Below are 14,295 nucleotides of genomic sequence, written 5' to 3'. Positions count from 1 at the left end.
CTCAGAATCTGGGAATGTCGCCTTGCGGCAGCGCAAGGGGCGCGCCGGTCGCCTCGCGGATCTCCGCCTCGGAAATGCCCTCGGCCAGTTCGACCAGCGCGAAGCCCTGCGCGGTCACGTCCACGACCGCCATGTCGGTATAGATCCGCGCCACCCGCCCCTTTGCGGTCAGCGGCAGCGAGCAGGTCTCGAGCAGTTTCGGGTTGCCCTTGCGGTCGCAATGGGTGGTCATCACGACGACGCGGCGCGCCTTCTGCGCCAGTTCGATCGCGCCGCCCGCGCCGGGCGAGAACTTGCCCGGGATCTTCCAGTTCGCCAGATCGCCGTTCTGCGCGACCTCGAAGGCGCCCAGCAGCGTCAGGTCGAGCCGCCCCGAGCGCACCAGCGCGAAGCTTACCGCGCTGTCGAAAAAGGCCGAGCCGGGGATCGTCGAGACATAGGCCCCGCCCGCGTCGATCAGGTTGCGGTCGGCGCGCTCGGGCGGCAGCGTCGGCCCGATCCCGGTCAGCCCGTTTTCCGAATGCAAGCAGACGGGGAAGTCGGCGGGCAGATGGTTGACCACCTTTGTGGGCAGGCCGATGCCCAGGTTCACGACCATGCCGGGCGCGATTTCGCGCGCGGCACGGGCCACCATGCGGGATCTAGCGTCTGACAATGCCATACTCCTCGGAAATCTCGTCGAGCTTCACGACGTGGTCGATGAAGGCACCGGGGCTCTCGGCCGCGTCCGGATCGAGCCCGCCCAGCGGCAGAAGCTCTTCGGTCTCGGCGATCACGCGGGTCGCGGCCATCGCCATGAGCGGGTTGAAATTGCGCGCGGTGGCGGCATAGGCGAGGTTGCCGAAGCAATCGGCGCGCGCGGCATGGACCAGCGCCACGTCGCCGCGCAGAGCCGGTTCGACCAGCATCGGGCGGCCATTCATCTCGACCACCTGCTTGCCCTGCGCCAATTCGGTGTCGATGCCGATATCGGTGAGGATCGCGCCCAGCCCCGCGCCCCCGGCACGGATACGCTCGGCGAGGATGCCCTGCGCGCAGAACTCGACCTCCATACGGCCCTCGTTCATCGCCGCGATGGCGTTGGCGTTGAGCCCGAGATGGGTGACGATCAGCTTGCGCACCTGACCGCCAGCGATCAGGTGGTCGATGCCCATGCCCGCCTCGTTGGCGTCGTTCTTGACCAGCACGAGGTCGCGCTGCCCCTGACGGGCCAACTCGCGCAGCAGCGCGAAGGGGGTGCCGGGCACGCCGAAGCCGCCCACCAGCACCGTGGCGCCGTCGGGGATCTGCGCCACTACCTCTTCCATCGCGATGGATTTGTCGGGCAGCTTCATGCGCTGACCTCCTCGACCACCGGCAGGTCGTGATTGGCGGCGAAGGTATCGAGCGCGTCGGTGAGGATCGCCATGATCTCGTCGATCTGCGCCTCGGTCACGATCAGCGGCGGGCAGACGAGGAAATGGTCGCCCTCGTAGCCGCCCCGCGTGCGACGCGAATAGATGATGAGACCGCGCTCATAGGCCAGTTCGACCAGCTCGGTATGGGCGTTCCACTCTTTCGGCAGAACCTCCATCGTGTCGCGGTCCGAGACCAGCTCGAAGGCCAGCAGCAGGCCTTTGCCGCGCACGTCGCCGATGAAGGGATAGCGGTCCATCAGACCGGTCAGCCGAGCCTTGAGAACATCGCCCATCCGCGCGGCATTGCCGATCAGGTCCTGCTCTTCCATCTCGTCGAGCACTGCGAGACCGGCCGCGCAGGCCAGCGGGTTGCCCGCATAGGTGAAGCCGTGCAGGAAGCCGCCCGCGTCGAGCAGCGCCTCGACCATGTCGTTGCGCGCGACCACCGCGCCAAGCGGCGCGTAGCCCGCCCCGAACCCTTTCGAGAGCGCGACGATGTCGGGGGTGATCCCCCAATGCTCGGCGGCGAGGAACTTGCCGGTGCGCCCGGACCCGGTCATCACCTCGTCATAGATCAGCAGGATGCCGTATTCTTGGCAGATCTCGGCCACGCGGGTGTAATAGCTGTCAGGCGCCACGAGCGCGCCGGTCGAGGCCCCGCCCACCGGCTCCATCAGGAAGGCGAGCACCGTCTCGGGGCCCTCCGCCTCGATCTTCTCGCGCAGCATCTCGGCATATTTGATGCCGCGTTCTTCCTCGGTGAGGTTGTCGCGGTCGAGGTAGCAGGTCGGCGCCGGTATCTTCGGCATCTCCGTGAACATCGGCGCGAATTTCCCGGTGAAGAGCGGGCTGCCGGTCACGCTCAGCGAACCCATCGTCGCGCCGTGATAAGAGGGCAGCCGCGAGATCACCTTGTAACGGCTCTCCTCGCCTTGCGTGACCGCATATTGCCGCGCGAGCTTGATCGCGGTCTCGACCGCCTCGGAACCGCCGGAAACGAAGAACACCTTGTCGAGACCTTCGGGCATCCGCGCAGCGACCCGTGCGGCGAGATCCTCGGAGGGGTGCGTGCGGAAATGCAGCCGGTAGCCGAAGGTCGAACGGTCCATCTGCGCCTTCATCTTCTCCAGCACGCGCGGATTGGAATGGCCGATATTCGAGACCATCGCCCCCGATGAACCGTCGATGTAGCGTTTCCCGTTCTCGTCGTAGTGGTAGATTCCCTCGGAGCGTTCGAGGAAAGGCCGCGGCTGGCGCGACTGGTAGAACAGGTGAGACTTTTCAGTCGTCATTTTGCACCTTCGAGATGTTTGCGCAGGAAATTCCGGGTCCGTTCCTGGGTCGGGTTCTTGAAGACCTGCTCGGGCGGGCCCTCCTCGACCACGACGCCCTTGTCCATGAACAGCACGCGATCGCAGACCGAGGCGGCGAAATCCATCTCGTGGGTGACGATGATCATGGTCATGTGCTCTTGCGCGAGCTTCTTCATGACCAGGTTCACCTCTTCGACCAGCTCGGGATCGAGCGCCGAGGTGGCTTCGTCGAACAGCATCAGCTTCGGCTTCATCGCGAGCGCGCGGGCAATGGCCACACGCTGCTTCTGACCGCCCGAAAGCTGCGCCGGGTAATAGTCGATCCGCTCCAGCATGCCGACGTGATCGAGCTGCTCCTCGGCGAGCTTGTTGGCCTCCTTGTCGGAGATCTTCTTCAGCAGCTTCGGCGCCATCGTCACGTTGTCCCGAACGCTGAGATGCGGGAACAGATTGAAGTGCTGGAACACCATGCCGATGTCCTGACGCATCTGGTTGATGTGCTTCTCATACTGATTGTGCGGCAGGTTCTTGTTGACCTGCACCCCGTCGAGCCAGACCTCGCCGCCGGTGAGCGGATCGAGATCGTTGATGGCGCGCAGCAGCGTGGATTTGCCCGAGCCAGAGGGCCCGATGATCGCGACGATCTGGCCACGCTCCACGTTGAGCGAGATGTCCTTGAGCACTTCCAGCGTGCCGTAGGATTTCTGGGCGTGACGGATTTCGACGAAGGATTTTGTCTCTGTCATGTCGATATCTCCCGGATCAGCGATAGAGGCGGTTGCGGTTCTCGAACCAGCGGATCACCGCCTCCATGCCGAGATTGATGATGTAGTAGAGGACGGCAGCTGCCGCGTAGAACTCGAAGGCGCGGTAGGTCTGGCCGATGGCGCGCTGCGCCGAGAGCGTCAGTTCCGACACCCCGATCACCGAGACCAGCGCCGAGTCTTTCAGCAGCGCGATCATGTTGTTGCCGATGGGCGGCAGCACGTCGCGCACCGCCTGCGGCACCACGACCTTGACGAGCGCCTGTCTGCGCGACAGGCCCAGCGTCCGTGCGGCCTCCATCTGACCTTTGTCCACCGCGAGCATCGCGGTCTGGATCAGCTCGGAGTTATAGACGGCGAAGTGGAAGCCGAGGCCGATCACACCTGCCACGAAGGCCGGAAGGTCGATGCCGATCTGCACCAGCCCGAAATAGATCAGGAAGAGTTGCAGCAGCAGCGGCGTGCCCATGAAGAGCCAGGCGATGAAGCGTACCGGCAGGCGGATGATGGCTGGCGCATAAAGCGCGATCACCGCGAGCAGGATACCCCCGAAGAAGCTCAGCAGGGCCGACGCGGCGGTGATGGCGATGGTCCACAGGACACCCAGCAAGAGCGTGCCGTAGAAAGGCGGGATGACGGAGAAATCGAGACCCATGGCTCACTCCTTCTCTTGCGGGCGGGAAAGGGAAAGGGAAAGGGAAAGGGGGGCGGATGCACGGCTCATTGGATGCGCACCTTGCGGTCGAGGAACGACACGCCCTTACCCACCGCGGTGATGATGATGAGGTAGAGAACCCCCGCGAGGAAAAACATCTCGAACGGCTTGTAGGTCGAACCGATGTAGCGTTGCGCGGTATAGGTCAGCTCCACCACCGAGATCGCGGAGACGAGCGCCGTGCCCTTGATCTGTGCGTTGATATTCACGCCGAGCGGGCGGATCATCAGCCGCAGCGCCTGCGGCAGCGTCACCTTTCGGAACGCCTGCGCCTTCGACAGACCCAGCGTCCGGGCGGCCTCGGTCTGGCCCCGGTCGACCGCGACGATAGCCCCGCGCATCGTCTCGGTCATGTAGGCCCCGATATTGACGCCCAGACCGATCACACCGGCCTGAAAGGCATCGAGCTGGATGCCGATCTGCGGGCCGCCGAAATAGAGCAGGAACAGCTGGATCAGCGCGGGCGTGCCACGAAAGAAGCTGACATAGGCCGCCCCGATGAAGCGCAGGATGGCAAAGCGCGAAAGCCGGGATGCTGCGCCAAGTGCCCCGCAGATGAGCCCCAGCACGATGGTCAGAACCGAAAGTTCGACCGTGATCACGGCAGCTTTCAGGAAGTACGGATAGACCTTGAGGATTAGTTCGATATCCACGGCATTCCCCTTAATGATGATCGCGGCGGGACAGGATGGGCAGCGCGCGTATCTCGCGCACGAGCGCTGTCGTCTCTTCGATTGCCGCTTCTAGGAACGCCCTGCCCGTCTCGGCATCGGCGACGGTTGGATCCCCCATCGTGCCGTCCGGCGAGACTGAGGACCACCAGCGCATCAGCATCGCCTTGCCACCACCGGCCGCCAAATCGAGATTGAAGAATTTGGTGTCGGGATCGTGCAGGTTCTGACACTCGGCCTTGTCGAGATCGACAAGCTCGGGGTGCAGATGCTTGTACATCGCAGCTTCGAATTCTCCGGCATGGGCAATGCCGCCCACTTCGGATTTGCGCAGGCCCTGAATTCGGTCGCTGCACAAGTTCCAATAGGACGCCGAAACACAGATGATGCCGGTGCGGATGACCGTCTTGCGCGCAGCGAGATCGAGGATCGGGTGGTTCGACCCGTGCGAGTTCAGCAGCAGGATCCGGCGGAAGCCGTGATGCGCGAGGGACTCCGTCACGTCGCAGACGAAATTGATCAGCGTCTCCGGCTGAATCCAGATGACCCCCGGAAAGTCCTTGTGATGCTCGTTGAAGCCATAGGGGATCGCGGGCATGACGAAAACTTCGTCGGGCGCGGCTTCGGCAACGCCATTAGCCACCGCCATTCCCAGAACCGTATCGGTATCGAGCGGCATATGCGGCCCGTGATCTTCCGTTGCAGAAACATTCAGGATCACCACACGATCCTTATCCGCGTCACGGACCTGCTCCCAAGTCAGCTTTCCATAGTCGGCGGTCATCCGTTCGGTGTCCTTTCGGGAATCCATCGAAGTTTGGGGTGTGGCGGGGCAGCCGTCAGACGACGGACTGCCCACCATTCCTTGGATCGCGCCGATCAGCGGATGTCAGCGCCGATCCACTTCATCGCGATTTTCTCATAGGTGCCGTCTTCCATCATGGAATCGAGCGCCTTCTGCATCGCGTCTTTCAGCTCGGGATTGCCCTTGCGGATGGCGATGCCCGCACCGATCGCGTCGGTCTTCAGATCGTCGAGAATGCGGTATTTGTAATCGTTCTTCTTCATCGCGAGGATCGCCGCGATCGAGTCGTTGATGATCGCGTCGACACGACCGTTCTGAAGCTCGAGGATCAGCTCGGGCAGACCTTTGTAGGTCTTCACGTCATAGCCTTGCTCACGCGCCCACTCTTCGTGCGTTTCGCCCAGCGTCACGCCGACGGTGACGTCCTTCAGATCGGCAACGGATTTGATCGGGCTGTCGGGCAGCACGAAGATCGCGCGCTTCGTCGTGTAATACGGACCGACGAAATCGACGACCTTCTCGCGCTCGGGCGTGATCGACATCGAGCCGACGATGGCGTCGTATTTGTTGGCCAGCAGACCGCCGATGATCCCGTCCCACGCGGTCGTCACGATCTCGGTCTTCAGCCCCATGCGCTTGGCGATCTCCTCGCCGATGGCCGGGTCGAAGCCCACGACCTCGTTCGAATCGTTGATGAAGTTGAAGGGCGGGTAGGCGCCCGACATGGCGATCCGGATCACGCCCTTGTCCTTGAGGCTCTCCAGCTCGTCAGCCGCGGCGAGGCTGGGCAGCGAAATGCCGGTCGCGGCGAGCGAGCCAGCCCCGAGGATGGTTTTGAGAACGGTTCTGCGGTTGGTCATGGATTTCTCCTGTTGGTCATGACTGCGGGCGGCCTTGTTTCCGGCGCGTCCCGCCACGGCGAGCGCCCCTTCCAGAGCCTCGTTGACGGAAACGCTTGCATGGCGACCGCCATTGCGCAAATAAATAATAGAAATCTTCAATATAGATCTAGGCTATGGTCAAGCCCTACGAACAACGTTTCCCCTGGCATCTCGACTGGAACCTTCTGCGCACCTTCATGGTGGTGGTGGAGCAGCGGGGCATCTCCCGGGCGGCCTATCTTCTGGGGCTCAAACAACCCACGATTTCGGCCGCGCTCAAGCGGCTGGAGGAACGCACCGGCCACGAGCTGATCATCCGAAAACCCAATGAATTCAAGGTCACTAGGGCGGGCAACCTGCTCTATCAGGAATGCGCCCAGATCTTCGGCGCGGTATCGCAGATCCCTTCCCTACTGGAGACTGGCGCGGAGGAGCTGCGTGGCCATATCGCGATCACGACGACCTCGCATGTGATCTCGGATCACTACGACGCGGTGCTGCATGATTTCGCCACCGAACATTCGAAGGTGACCTTCTCGATGACGGTGGCCGAGAGCGAGGAAGTGGTGAACCGGGTGCAACAGAATCGGGCGAGCCTGGGGATTTGCCTGCTTCACAAGACGCCCGAGAACCTCCGCGCGCAGGTGCTCTACCGCGAGTATTTCGGATTGTTCTGCGGCACGCGCCATCCCCTTTTCGACCGCGAGGACATCACCCTCGCCGAGATCGAAGGCGAGACCTCGGTGTCGTTCCAGACCGAGACCGAGGACGGCCCGCTTCACCCGGTTTCGCTGCTGCGTGCGCGGGCCAAGCTCGCCCCGAGCTGGCGCGGGGTGTCGTCGAACCTGCACGAGCTGCGCCGGATGATCGTGGCCGGCATCGGGATCGGGGCGCTGCCGCTGCACGTCGCGCATCGCGACGTCGAGTCGGGTCGGCTACGCCAGTTGCCGCCCTATGACGGGTTGCCGATGGTGAATATCTACCTGCTCACCAATCGGCAGCGAAAGCAGTCGAGCGCGGAAGCCGCCTTCCTCGCGGCCTGCGAAAAAATGATGGCCGAGAGCGACCTGAAAGAGCGGACCTATTACTGAGCGCGCGTCTCAGAAGGTCGGCGGGGTCGCCGCCGAGACCACCACGCAACGCGCCTTGGCCACGTTCCGGAACCGGTGCGGCAGGCGGCTGTCGAACAGGTAGGCATCGCCCGCGCGCAGAAGCTCGGTGGTCTCGCCCACCGTCAGCAGCAACTCGCCCTCGATGACGAAACCGCCCTCCTCGCCCTCATGGGCATAGGCCTCCGCCCCGGTATCGGCGCCGGGCTCATAGGTCTCGTAGAGCAGCAGAATGTTGGTCTGCCCCGACTTACCCGCCCGCTTGAGCGAGAGCGCATCGAGCGCCGCGCCGCCCGAGCGGTAGATCCGGCCCGGGTTGATCTCGGTGAGCTCGGAATGACGGAACACGAACTTGCCGGGCTCGGAGGGCGTATCGCTGTCGAAGAACTCCGCCAGCGTGGTCTCGAGGATTTCGAGGATCTTGCGCAGCGAGGTGATCGAGGGAGAGGTCTTGTTCCGCTCGATCAGCGAAACCAGCCCGTTGGTCACGCCCGACCGCTGCGCCAGCTCGCGCTGCGACAATCCCTTGTCCTCGCGGATCGCCCGAAGCCGTCCGCCCACGTCGAATTCGCTCACCGCAAGCCTCCTGTCCTGTGCCTGTTCTAGAGTGCGACCGGGCGGAATTCCAGCGCGCGCACCTTCGCCATGCGTTTAACAAACTAAACATTGCACAGCTATCCGTTAAACACTAGCGTCACATCATTCCGTGATTCTCCAGCCCCTGAGGAGTGCCCATGTCCAGCAATGCCGACCTCGAAACCCGCCGCGCCGCCGCCCTTGCCCGGGGCGTGGGTGTGCAGACCCAGAACTTCGCCGTCTCCGCCGAGAACGCCACCGTCACCGATGCCGATGGCCGCGAGCTGATCGATTTCGCCGCCGGGATCGCAGTGGTGAACACCGGCCACCGCCACCCGAAAGTCATCGAGGCGGTGAAAGCCCAACTCGATGCCTTCACCCATACCTGCCATCAGGTGATGCCCTACGAGCCCTATGTGCGCCTCGCCGAGCGGCTTAACGAAAAGGTGCCGGGCAATTTCGACAAGAAGTCGATCTTCGTCACCACCGGAGCTGAATCCGTCGAGAACGCGATCAAGATCGCCCGCGCCTACACGGGCCGCAACGCGGTCATCGCGTTCAGCGGCGGCTTCCACGGCCGGACCTTCATGACGATGACGCTCACCGGTAAGGTCGCGCCCTACAAGGCGGGCTTCGGGGCGATGATGCCCGACGTGTTCCACGTCCCCTTCCCGAACGCGCTGCATGGCGTGTCGACCGAGGACAGCTTCGCCGCGATGGAGAGCCTGTTCAAAACCGATCTCGACCCAACGCGCCTCGCCGCGGTGATCTTCGAGCCCGTGCAGGGCGAAGGCGGCTTCAACCCCGCCCCGCATGATTTCGTGAAACGCCTGCGCGCCTTCTGCGACGAGCATGGCATCGTGATGATCGCCGACGAGGTGCAGACCGGCTTCGCGCGCACCGGCACGCTGTTCGCCATGGACGCCTACGACGTGGCGGCCGACGTCACCACGATGGCGAAAGGTCTGGGCGGCGGTCTTCCGATCGCGGCGGTGACCGGTCGCGCCGAAATCATGGACGCGGCGAACCCGGGCGGTCTGGGCGGCACCTATGGCGGCAACCCGCTGGGAATCGCTGCCGGGAACGCGGTGCTCGACGTGATCGAGGAGGAAGACCTCTGCGCCCGCGCGAACGAGCTCGGCTCGCGTCTCAAGCAGCGTCTGGAGGCGATCCGCGCCAACATGCCCGAGATCGCCGAAATCCGCGGCCCCGGCTTCATGGTCGCGGTCGAGCTGATGTCGGACGGCAAGCCCGATGCAGCCCTGACCCAGCGCATCCGTGTCGAAGCGCTCAACCGCGGCCTGCTGCTGCTGACCTGCGGCGTCTATGGCAACGTGATCCGCTTCCTCGCGCCGATCACCATCCCCGACGACCAGATGGCCAAGGCGCTCGACATCCTCGAAGAGGCGATGACCGCCGCGAAGGAGGGCTGATATGCTCAAGCTGAACGACCCGAGCCTGCTGGAGACCCGCGCCTATGTGAACGGCGAGTGGATCGAGGGCACGAAGCGCTTCGCCGTGCAGGATCCTGCGACCGGCGAAACCGTCGCCGAGGTGGCCGATCTCGACGTGGACGCCACGCGCGCCGCGATCGAGGCCGCCCATGCCGCGAAACCGGACTGGGCTGCGCTCACCGGCAAGGAGCGCGCGGGCTACCTGCGCCGCTTCCACGACCTGATGATGGAAAATCAGGACGACCTCGCCGCGATCCTGACCGCCGAGATGGGCAAGCCGCTGGCCGAGGCCACGGGCGAGATCGCCTATGGCGCAAGCTTCCTCGAATGGTTCGCCGAAGAGGCCAAGCGCGTCTATGGCGACGTGATTCCCGGCCACCAGCGCGACAAGCGCATCCTCGTGATCCGCCAGCCCGTGGGCGTGGTGGGCTCGATCACGCCGTGGAACTTCCCCAACGCGATGATCGCGCGCAAGCTGGCCCCGGCGCTGGCCGCGGGCTGCACCTTCGTCGGACGTCCCTCCGAGCTGACGCCGCTCTCGGCCCTCGCGATGGCGGTGCTGGCCGAGCGCGCGGGCATCCCGGCGGGTGTCTTCAACATCATCCCCGGCGTCGATGCGGCGGGCATGGGCGAAGAGCTCTGCGCCAACCCCAAGGTCGCCAAGATCACCTTCACGGGCTCCACCCGCGTGGGCAAGATCCTGATGCGCCAAGGGGCGGAGACGGTGAAGAAGATCAGCCTGGAACTCGGCGGCAACGCCCCGTTCCTCGTCTTCGACGATGCCGATCTCGATGCGGCGGTCGAAGGCGCCATGATCGCGAAGTTCCGCAATAACGGGCAGACCTGCGTCTGCGCGAACCGGATCTACGTGCAGGCCGGGGTCTATGACGCCTTCGCCGAGAAGCTGGCCGCGCGGCTTGCGACGCTGCGCCCCGGCAACGGCTTCGAGCCGGGCGTGACCACCGGGCCGCTCATCAACGCGGACGCGCTGGCCAAAGTCGAGGCGCATATCTCCGACGCGACCGAAAAGGGCGCGCAGGTGGCTGCGGGCGGGCATCGCTCGAACCTCGGGCGCACCTTCTTCGAGCCGACGCTGCTGACCGGCGTGACGCAGCAGATGCGGGTCGCGCGCGAGGAGACCTTTGGGCCGCTCGCCCCGCTGATCCGCTTCGAGACCGAGGCCGAAGCGATCGAGATGGCCAACGCGACCGAATTCGGGCTGGCGGGCTATTTCTACGCCAACGACCTCGCCCGTGTCTGGCGTGTGGCCGAAGCGATGGAAACCGGCATCGTCGGCGTGAACACCGGACTGATTTCGACCGAGGTCGCCCCGTTCGGCGGCATCAAGCAATCCGGCGTCGGCCGCGAAGGCTCGAAATATGGGATCGAGGATTTCACCGAGCTGAAATACATGTGCCTCGGCGGGATCGAGTAAGCGCTGAACCTGAGACATCAGGGCGAGAATAGAGAAGCGGCGGGCTTTCCCGCCGCTTCTTTTATTTTTAGAGGACTGAAGAGCGCCTGCGCCCGGAGCGCGCCCTGCTTTTCCCTCTGGAGGGAAGGCTCGAGCGAGGGCAGGAAAGCCCCCTACTCCCCCATCAACTCATTCAGCCGCTTGCGCTCGTCCTCGGAGAGATCGGGCTGAGCCGGACCCTCGGACGCGGAGCGGCGCGAGCGGACATAGAAGAACCCGCCGATCAGCGCGACGATCAAAACCCCCGGGCCGAGATACCAAAGCAGCAGGTTCGCCCCGCGCTTCTCCGGCTCGAACAGGACATATTCGCCGTAGCGCGCAGTAATGTAGTCGATCACCTGGCTATTGGTGTCGCCCGCCTGCAAGCGCTCGCGCACAAGCAGCCGCAGATCCCGCGACACTTCGGCATTGGAGTCGTCAATATTCTCGCCCTGACAGACCGGGCAGCGCAGCACCTTGGAGATTTCGCGCGCCCGCGCCTCGAGCGCCGGGTCCTTCAGGATCTCGTCGGGCTGCACCGCAAGCGCAGGCCCGATCGAGAGGAGCGCCGAAAGCATCAACGCCAAGGCAAAGAAGGTTTTCCTGAGCATCATTTACTCCGCCGGAGACGCTTGCGACGGGGCGGCACGCGATTTGCGCGCCCCCGCTGCCACACGGTAGCGGCGATCCGACAGGCTCAGAAGCCCACCCAACGCCATGATGATCGCGCCCGCCCAGATCCAGTCCGCGAAGGGCTTGATATAGGTACGCACCGCGTAGCCACCCTGATCCTGCGGATCGCCGAGCACGAGGTAGATATCGCCCAGTGGCGTGGTGTGGATCGCGGCTTCGGTCGTCGGCATCCGCTGCACCGGATAGACGCGCTTCTCGGGATGCATGGTGCCGATCAGCTTGCCGTCTTTCTCGACCGTCATCGTGCCGGTGGAGGAGGTGTAGTTCGGACCTTTGACCTGTTCGACCTTCTGAAGCGTGATCTGGTAACCGTCCACAGTGAAGGGCTCGCCGACCTTGGCGACGCGGATATCCTCGATCTGGCCCGCGGTCAGGAGACCGATCCCGATGAAGGTGATGCCGAGGCCCGCATGCGCGGTGGCCTTGCCCCAATCAGCGCGCGGCAGGCGCTTGAGGCGTCCGAAATTGCGAGCCGAACGCTGCCACAGCTCGGTCATAGCCCCGAAGACAAGCCAGCTGCCCAGGAACACCGCGACGAGGGCGAGCAACGAATTGCCGCTCTCGACAGCCCAGGCGAGGCCGCCCACGGCCAGCGCCAGCACGAATGCCGGGATCAGCGGCTTCACCACGCGACCGAGACGCGCGCGTTTCCATGGCATCATCGCGCCGATCGGCAGGATCAGGGCGAGGATCACCATGAACGGGGTGAAAGCCTGATCGAAGAACGGCGCGCCGACCGACAGCTTGCGGCCAAAGAACATCTCCGCGACCAGCGGCCAGACCGTGCCTACGAAGACCACGAGCGCCGCGACGGCCAGCAGGATGTTGTTGATCACCAGCGCGGTTTCCCGCGACAGCATCGAGAACACGCCCTTGGCCTGCATCGAGGTGGCGCGGAACGCATAGAGCGTCAGCGCCCCGCCCACGAAGAGCGCGAGAATGCCGAGGATGAAGATGCCGCGCTGCGGGTCCGACGCGAAGCTATGCACCGAGGTGATCACGCCCGAACGCACGATGAAGGTGCCGATCAGCGAGAAACCGAAGGCCATGATCGACAGAAGGATGGTCCACGATTTCAGCGCCTCGCGCTTCTCGACCACGATGGCAGAGTGCAGCAGCGCGGCGGCCAGAAGCCACGGCATGAAGGAGGCGTTCTCGACCGGGTCCCAGAACCAGAAGCCGCCCCAGCCAAGCTCGTAATAGGCCCACCACGAGCCCAGCGCGATGCCGATGGTCAGGAAGATCCAGGCCGCCAGCGTCCACGGGCGCACCCAGCGCGCCCAGGTCGCGTCGACCCGGCCCTCGATCAGCGCCGCCACCGCAAAGGAGAACGACATCGAGAGGCCGACATAGCCGAGATAGAGGAAGGGCGGGTGGAAGGCGAGCCCCGGGTCCTGCAGCAGCGGGTTCATCCCCTCGCCGTTGAACGGCGGCTCCGCGAGACGCAGGAACGGGTTGGAGGTGAAGATGATGAAGCCGAGGAAGGCCACGCCGATCCAGGCCTGAACGCTCAGCACGCGGGCGCGCAGCCGCGGCGGCAGAGCGCCACCGAACACGGCCGCCGCCGCCCCGAAGAGCGACAGGATCAACACCCACAGAAGCATCGAGCCTTCGTGATTCCCCCACACGCCGGTGATCTTGTAGAGCATCGGCTTGTCGGTATGGGAATTCGCCCAGACCAGCTTCAGCGAGAAGTCCGACACGACGAAGGCGTGGGTCAGCGCCGCGAAGCTCACCGCAATGAGCAAAAACTGCGCTGTCGCGGCGGGTTCGCCGACCGCCATCCAGCCGCGCCAGCCTTTTTGCGCGCCGACGATGGGCACGATGGCCTGCACGATGGCCACCGCAAAGGCGAGAATCAGGGCAAAATGCCCGAGTTCATTGATCATGGGACTCCTCCTGTCGCGGGGCGAGAGCATAGAGATATACGGCCTTCGGGCCAAGGAGGATGCGCGCCGATGTCGCAACTTTCCGACAGTCACTCACGGGGGCGTGAATGGCGCAGCCCATTCTCAAGGTCTAAGCAAGGCGCGTGAGACCAGGAGGGATGCTGAAAATGCGTGCGATCGTGATCGGGCCGCTGCTGGCCTTGGGGCTTGTGGCAGGATGCCAGTCGGAGCCGGGCGACCCTCTCGAGGCCATCGCGCCGAACGCGATCTGGGAAGTGGTGTCGATCGACGGCAAGCCCCTGCCCGACGGGGTCGAAGTCACGCTGACCCATCCCGAAAAGGGCCTGATCGCGGGCAAGGCGGGCTGCAATCACTATAACGGCCGGATCTCGGAGAAGGATGGCCGGGTGCGCGTCGGCGAGCTGGCCGGAACGCGCATGATGTGCCCCGAGCCCGCAATGGGTGTCGAGAAGGCCTTCCACTCGGCCATGGCCCGCGTCGATACGGTGAAACTGTCGCAGGATCGGCTGGAGCTGATCGCGCAGGGCGACACGGTGATCGAAGCCACGCAATAA

General features: G+C 64.3%; 15 protein-coding genes. 4 read left to right on the top strand and 11 right to left on the bottom strand.

The window, feature by feature from the left end; genetic code table 11:
• Position 1: 1 nt before the first annotated feature.
• From BMI87_RS15790 to BMI87_RS15755, 8 genes are all read right to left on the bottom strand, one after another.
• Positions 2 to 655: a 3-oxoacid CoA-transferase subunit B gene (locus BMI87_RS15790; protein WP_246832718.1), complete on the bottom strand. Its 654-nt coding sequence runs from the start codon at positions 653 to 655 to the stop codon at positions 2 to 4.
• Entirely contained in the window at positions 642 to 1,334 is a 693-nt protein-coding gene (locus BMI87_RS15785; RefSeq protein WP_078522572.1) for a CoA transferase subunit A, read from the bottom strand. The genes BMI87_RS15790 and BMI87_RS15785 overlap by 14 nt, the downstream gene beginning before the upstream one ends.
• Positions 1,331 to 2,689 carry an aspartate aminotransferase family protein gene (locus BMI87_RS15780; protein WP_078522571.1) on the bottom strand — a complete coding sequence of 453 codons (1,359 nt, stop codon included), beginning with the start codon at positions 2,687 to 2,689 and terminating at the stop codon, positions 1,331 to 1,333. The genes BMI87_RS15785 and BMI87_RS15780 overlap by 4 nt, the downstream gene beginning before the upstream one ends.
• Positions 2,686 to 3,456, bottom strand: coding sequence for an amino acid ABC transporter ATP-binding protein (locus BMI87_RS15775; protein WP_078522570.1), 771 nt, complete (start codon positions 3,454 to 3,456; stop codon positions 2,686 to 2,688). Before BMI87_RS15775 ends, BMI87_RS15780 begins: the two co-directional genes overlap by 4 nt.
• A gap of 16 nt (positions 3,457 to 3,472) precedes the next feature.
• Positions 3,473 to 4,129, bottom strand: coding sequence for an amino acid ABC transporter permease (locus BMI87_RS15770; RefSeq protein ID WP_078522569.1), 657 nt, complete (start codon positions 4,127 to 4,129; stop codon positions 3,473 to 3,475).
• 65 nt (positions 4,130 to 4,194) lie between these two features.
• Entirely contained in the window at positions 4,195 to 4,842 is a 648-nt protein-coding gene (locus BMI87_RS15765; RefSeq protein ID WP_078522568.1) for an amino acid ABC transporter permease, read from the bottom strand.
• 10 nt (positions 4,843 to 4,852) lie between these two features.
• On the bottom strand, positions 4,853 to 5,644 hold the full coding sequence (locus BMI87_RS15760) for a creatininase family protein (protein WP_168175225.1): 792 nt from the start codon (positions 5,642 to 5,644) through the stop codon (positions 4,853 to 4,855).
• Between the two features lie 95 nt (positions 5,645 to 5,739).
• A complete protein-coding gene (locus tag BMI87_RS15755) occupies positions 5,740 to 6,525 on the bottom strand; it encodes an ABC transporter substrate-binding protein (RefSeq protein WP_078522566.1) in 786 nt (261 codons plus the stop codon).
• A gap of 155 nt (positions 6,526 to 6,680) precedes the next feature.
• Here BMI87_RS15755 and BMI87_RS15750 point away from each other — a divergent pair, with 155 nt between their 5' ends.
• Complete coding sequence (locus BMI87_RS15750; RefSeq protein WP_078522565.1) at positions 6,681 to 7,637, top strand: LysR family transcriptional regulator; 957 nt, start codon at positions 6,681 to 6,683, stop codon at positions 7,635 to 7,637.
• Positions 7,638 to 7,646: 9 nt separating this feature from the next.
• Here the strand turns inward: BMI87_RS15750 and BMI87_RS15745 are convergent, their stop codons facing one another.
• Positions 7,647 to 8,231, bottom strand: coding sequence for a cupin domain-containing protein (locus BMI87_RS15745; RefSeq protein WP_078522564.1), 585 nt, complete (start codon positions 8,229 to 8,231; stop codon positions 7,647 to 7,649).
• A gap of 158 nt (positions 8,232 to 8,389) precedes the next feature.
• Between BMI87_RS15745 and BMI87_RS15740 the strand changes: the two genes are divergently transcribed.
• Complete coding sequence (locus BMI87_RS15740) at positions 8,390 to 9,664, top strand: 4-aminobutyrate--2-oxoglutarate transaminase (RefSeq protein WP_078522563.1); 1,275 nt, start codon at positions 8,390 to 8,392, stop codon at positions 9,662 to 9,664.
• A gap of 1 nt (position 9,665) precedes the next feature.
• Positions 9,666 to 11,120 (top strand): NAD-dependent succinate-semialdehyde dehydrogenase, encoded by a 1,455-nt coding sequence (locus BMI87_RS15735; RefSeq protein WP_078522562.1) that lies wholly within the window; start codon positions 9,666 to 9,668, stop codon positions 11,118 to 11,120.
• A gap of 152 nt (positions 11,121 to 11,272) precedes the next feature.
• Here the strand turns inward: BMI87_RS15735 and BMI87_RS15730 are convergent, their stop codons facing one another.
• Positions 11,273 to 11,749 carry a cytochrome c-type biogenesis protein gene (locus tag BMI87_RS15730; RefSeq protein ID WP_146681640.1) on the bottom strand — a complete coding sequence of 159 codons (477 nt, stop codon included), beginning with the start codon at positions 11,747 to 11,749 and terminating at the stop codon, positions 11,273 to 11,275.
• A gap of 3 nt (positions 11,750 to 11,752) precedes the next feature.
• On the bottom strand, positions 11,753 to 13,720 hold the full coding sequence (locus BMI87_RS15725) for a heme lyase CcmF/NrfE family subunit (RefSeq protein WP_078522560.1): 1,968 nt from the start codon (positions 13,718 to 13,720) through the stop codon (positions 11,753 to 11,755).
• A 167-nt stretch (positions 13,721 to 13,887) separates the two neighbouring features.
• On the opposite strand from BMI87_RS15725, the gene BMI87_RS15720 reads away from it, so the two are divergent.
• Positions 13,888 to 14,295, top strand: coding sequence for an META domain-containing protein (locus BMI87_RS15720; RefSeq protein ID WP_168173979.1), 408 nt, complete (start codon positions 13,888 to 13,890; stop codon positions 14,293 to 14,295).

The sequence above is a fragment of the Thioclava sp. F28-4 genome (assembly GCF_002020045.1).
Classification (GTDB): Bacteria; Pseudomonadota; Alphaproteobacteria; order Rhodobacterales; family Rhodobacteraceae; genus Thioclava; species Thioclava sediminum.
The sequence above is the reverse complement of the archived record's forward strand: the minus strand, read 5'-3'. Positions and strand labels throughout refer to the sequence as shown.

Bases quoted from the DNA above. Each gene is read 5' to 3' on its own strand.
- BMI87_RS15785 (WP_078522572.1), bottom strand. From the start codon at position 1,334: ATGAAGCTGCCCGACAAATCCATCGCGATGGAAGAGGTAGTGGCGCAG.
- BMI87_RS15780 (WP_078522571.1), bottom strand. From the start codon at position 2,689: ATGACGACTGAAAAGTCTCACCTGTTCTACCAGTCGCGCCAGCCGCGG.
- BMI87_RS15775 (WP_078522570.1), bottom strand. From the start codon at position 3,456: ATGACAGAGACAAAATCCTTCGTCGAAATCCGTCACGCCCAGAAATCC.
- BMI87_RS15770 (WP_078522569.1), bottom strand. From the start codon at position 4,129: ATGGGTCTCGATTTCTCCGTCATCCCGCCTTTCTACGGCACGCTCTTG.
- BMI87_RS15760 (WP_168175225.1), bottom strand. From the start codon at position 5,644: ATGACCGCCGACTATGGAAAGCTGACTTGGGAGCAGGTCCGTGACGCG.
- BMI87_RS15755 (WP_078522566.1), bottom strand. From the start codon at position 6,525: ATGACCAACCGCAGAACCGTTCTCAAAACCATCCTCGGGGCTGGCTCG.
- BMI87_RS15750 (WP_078522565.1), top strand. From the start codon at position 6,681: ATGGTCAAGCCCTACGAACAACGTTTCCCCTGGCATCTCGACTGGAAC.
- BMI87_RS15740 (WP_078522563.1), top strand. From the start codon at position 8,390: ATGTCCAGCAATGCCGACCTCGAAACCCGCCGCGCCGCCGCCCTTGCC.
- BMI87_RS15735 (WP_078522562.1), top strand. From the start codon at position 9,666: ATGCTCAAGCTGAACGACCCGAGCCTGCTGGAGACCCGCGCCTATGTG.
- BMI87_RS15730 (WP_146681640.1), bottom strand. From the start codon at position 11,749: ATGCTCAGGAAAACCTTCTTTGCCTTGGCGTTGATGCTTTCGGCGCTC.
- BMI87_RS15725 (WP_078522560.1), bottom strand. From the start codon at position 13,720: ATGATCAATGAACTCGGGCATTTTGCCCTGATTCTCGCCTTTGCGGTG.
- BMI87_RS15720 (WP_168173979.1), top strand. From the start codon at position 13,888: ATGCGTGCGATCGTGATCGGGCCGCTGCTGGCCTTGGGGCTTGTGGCA.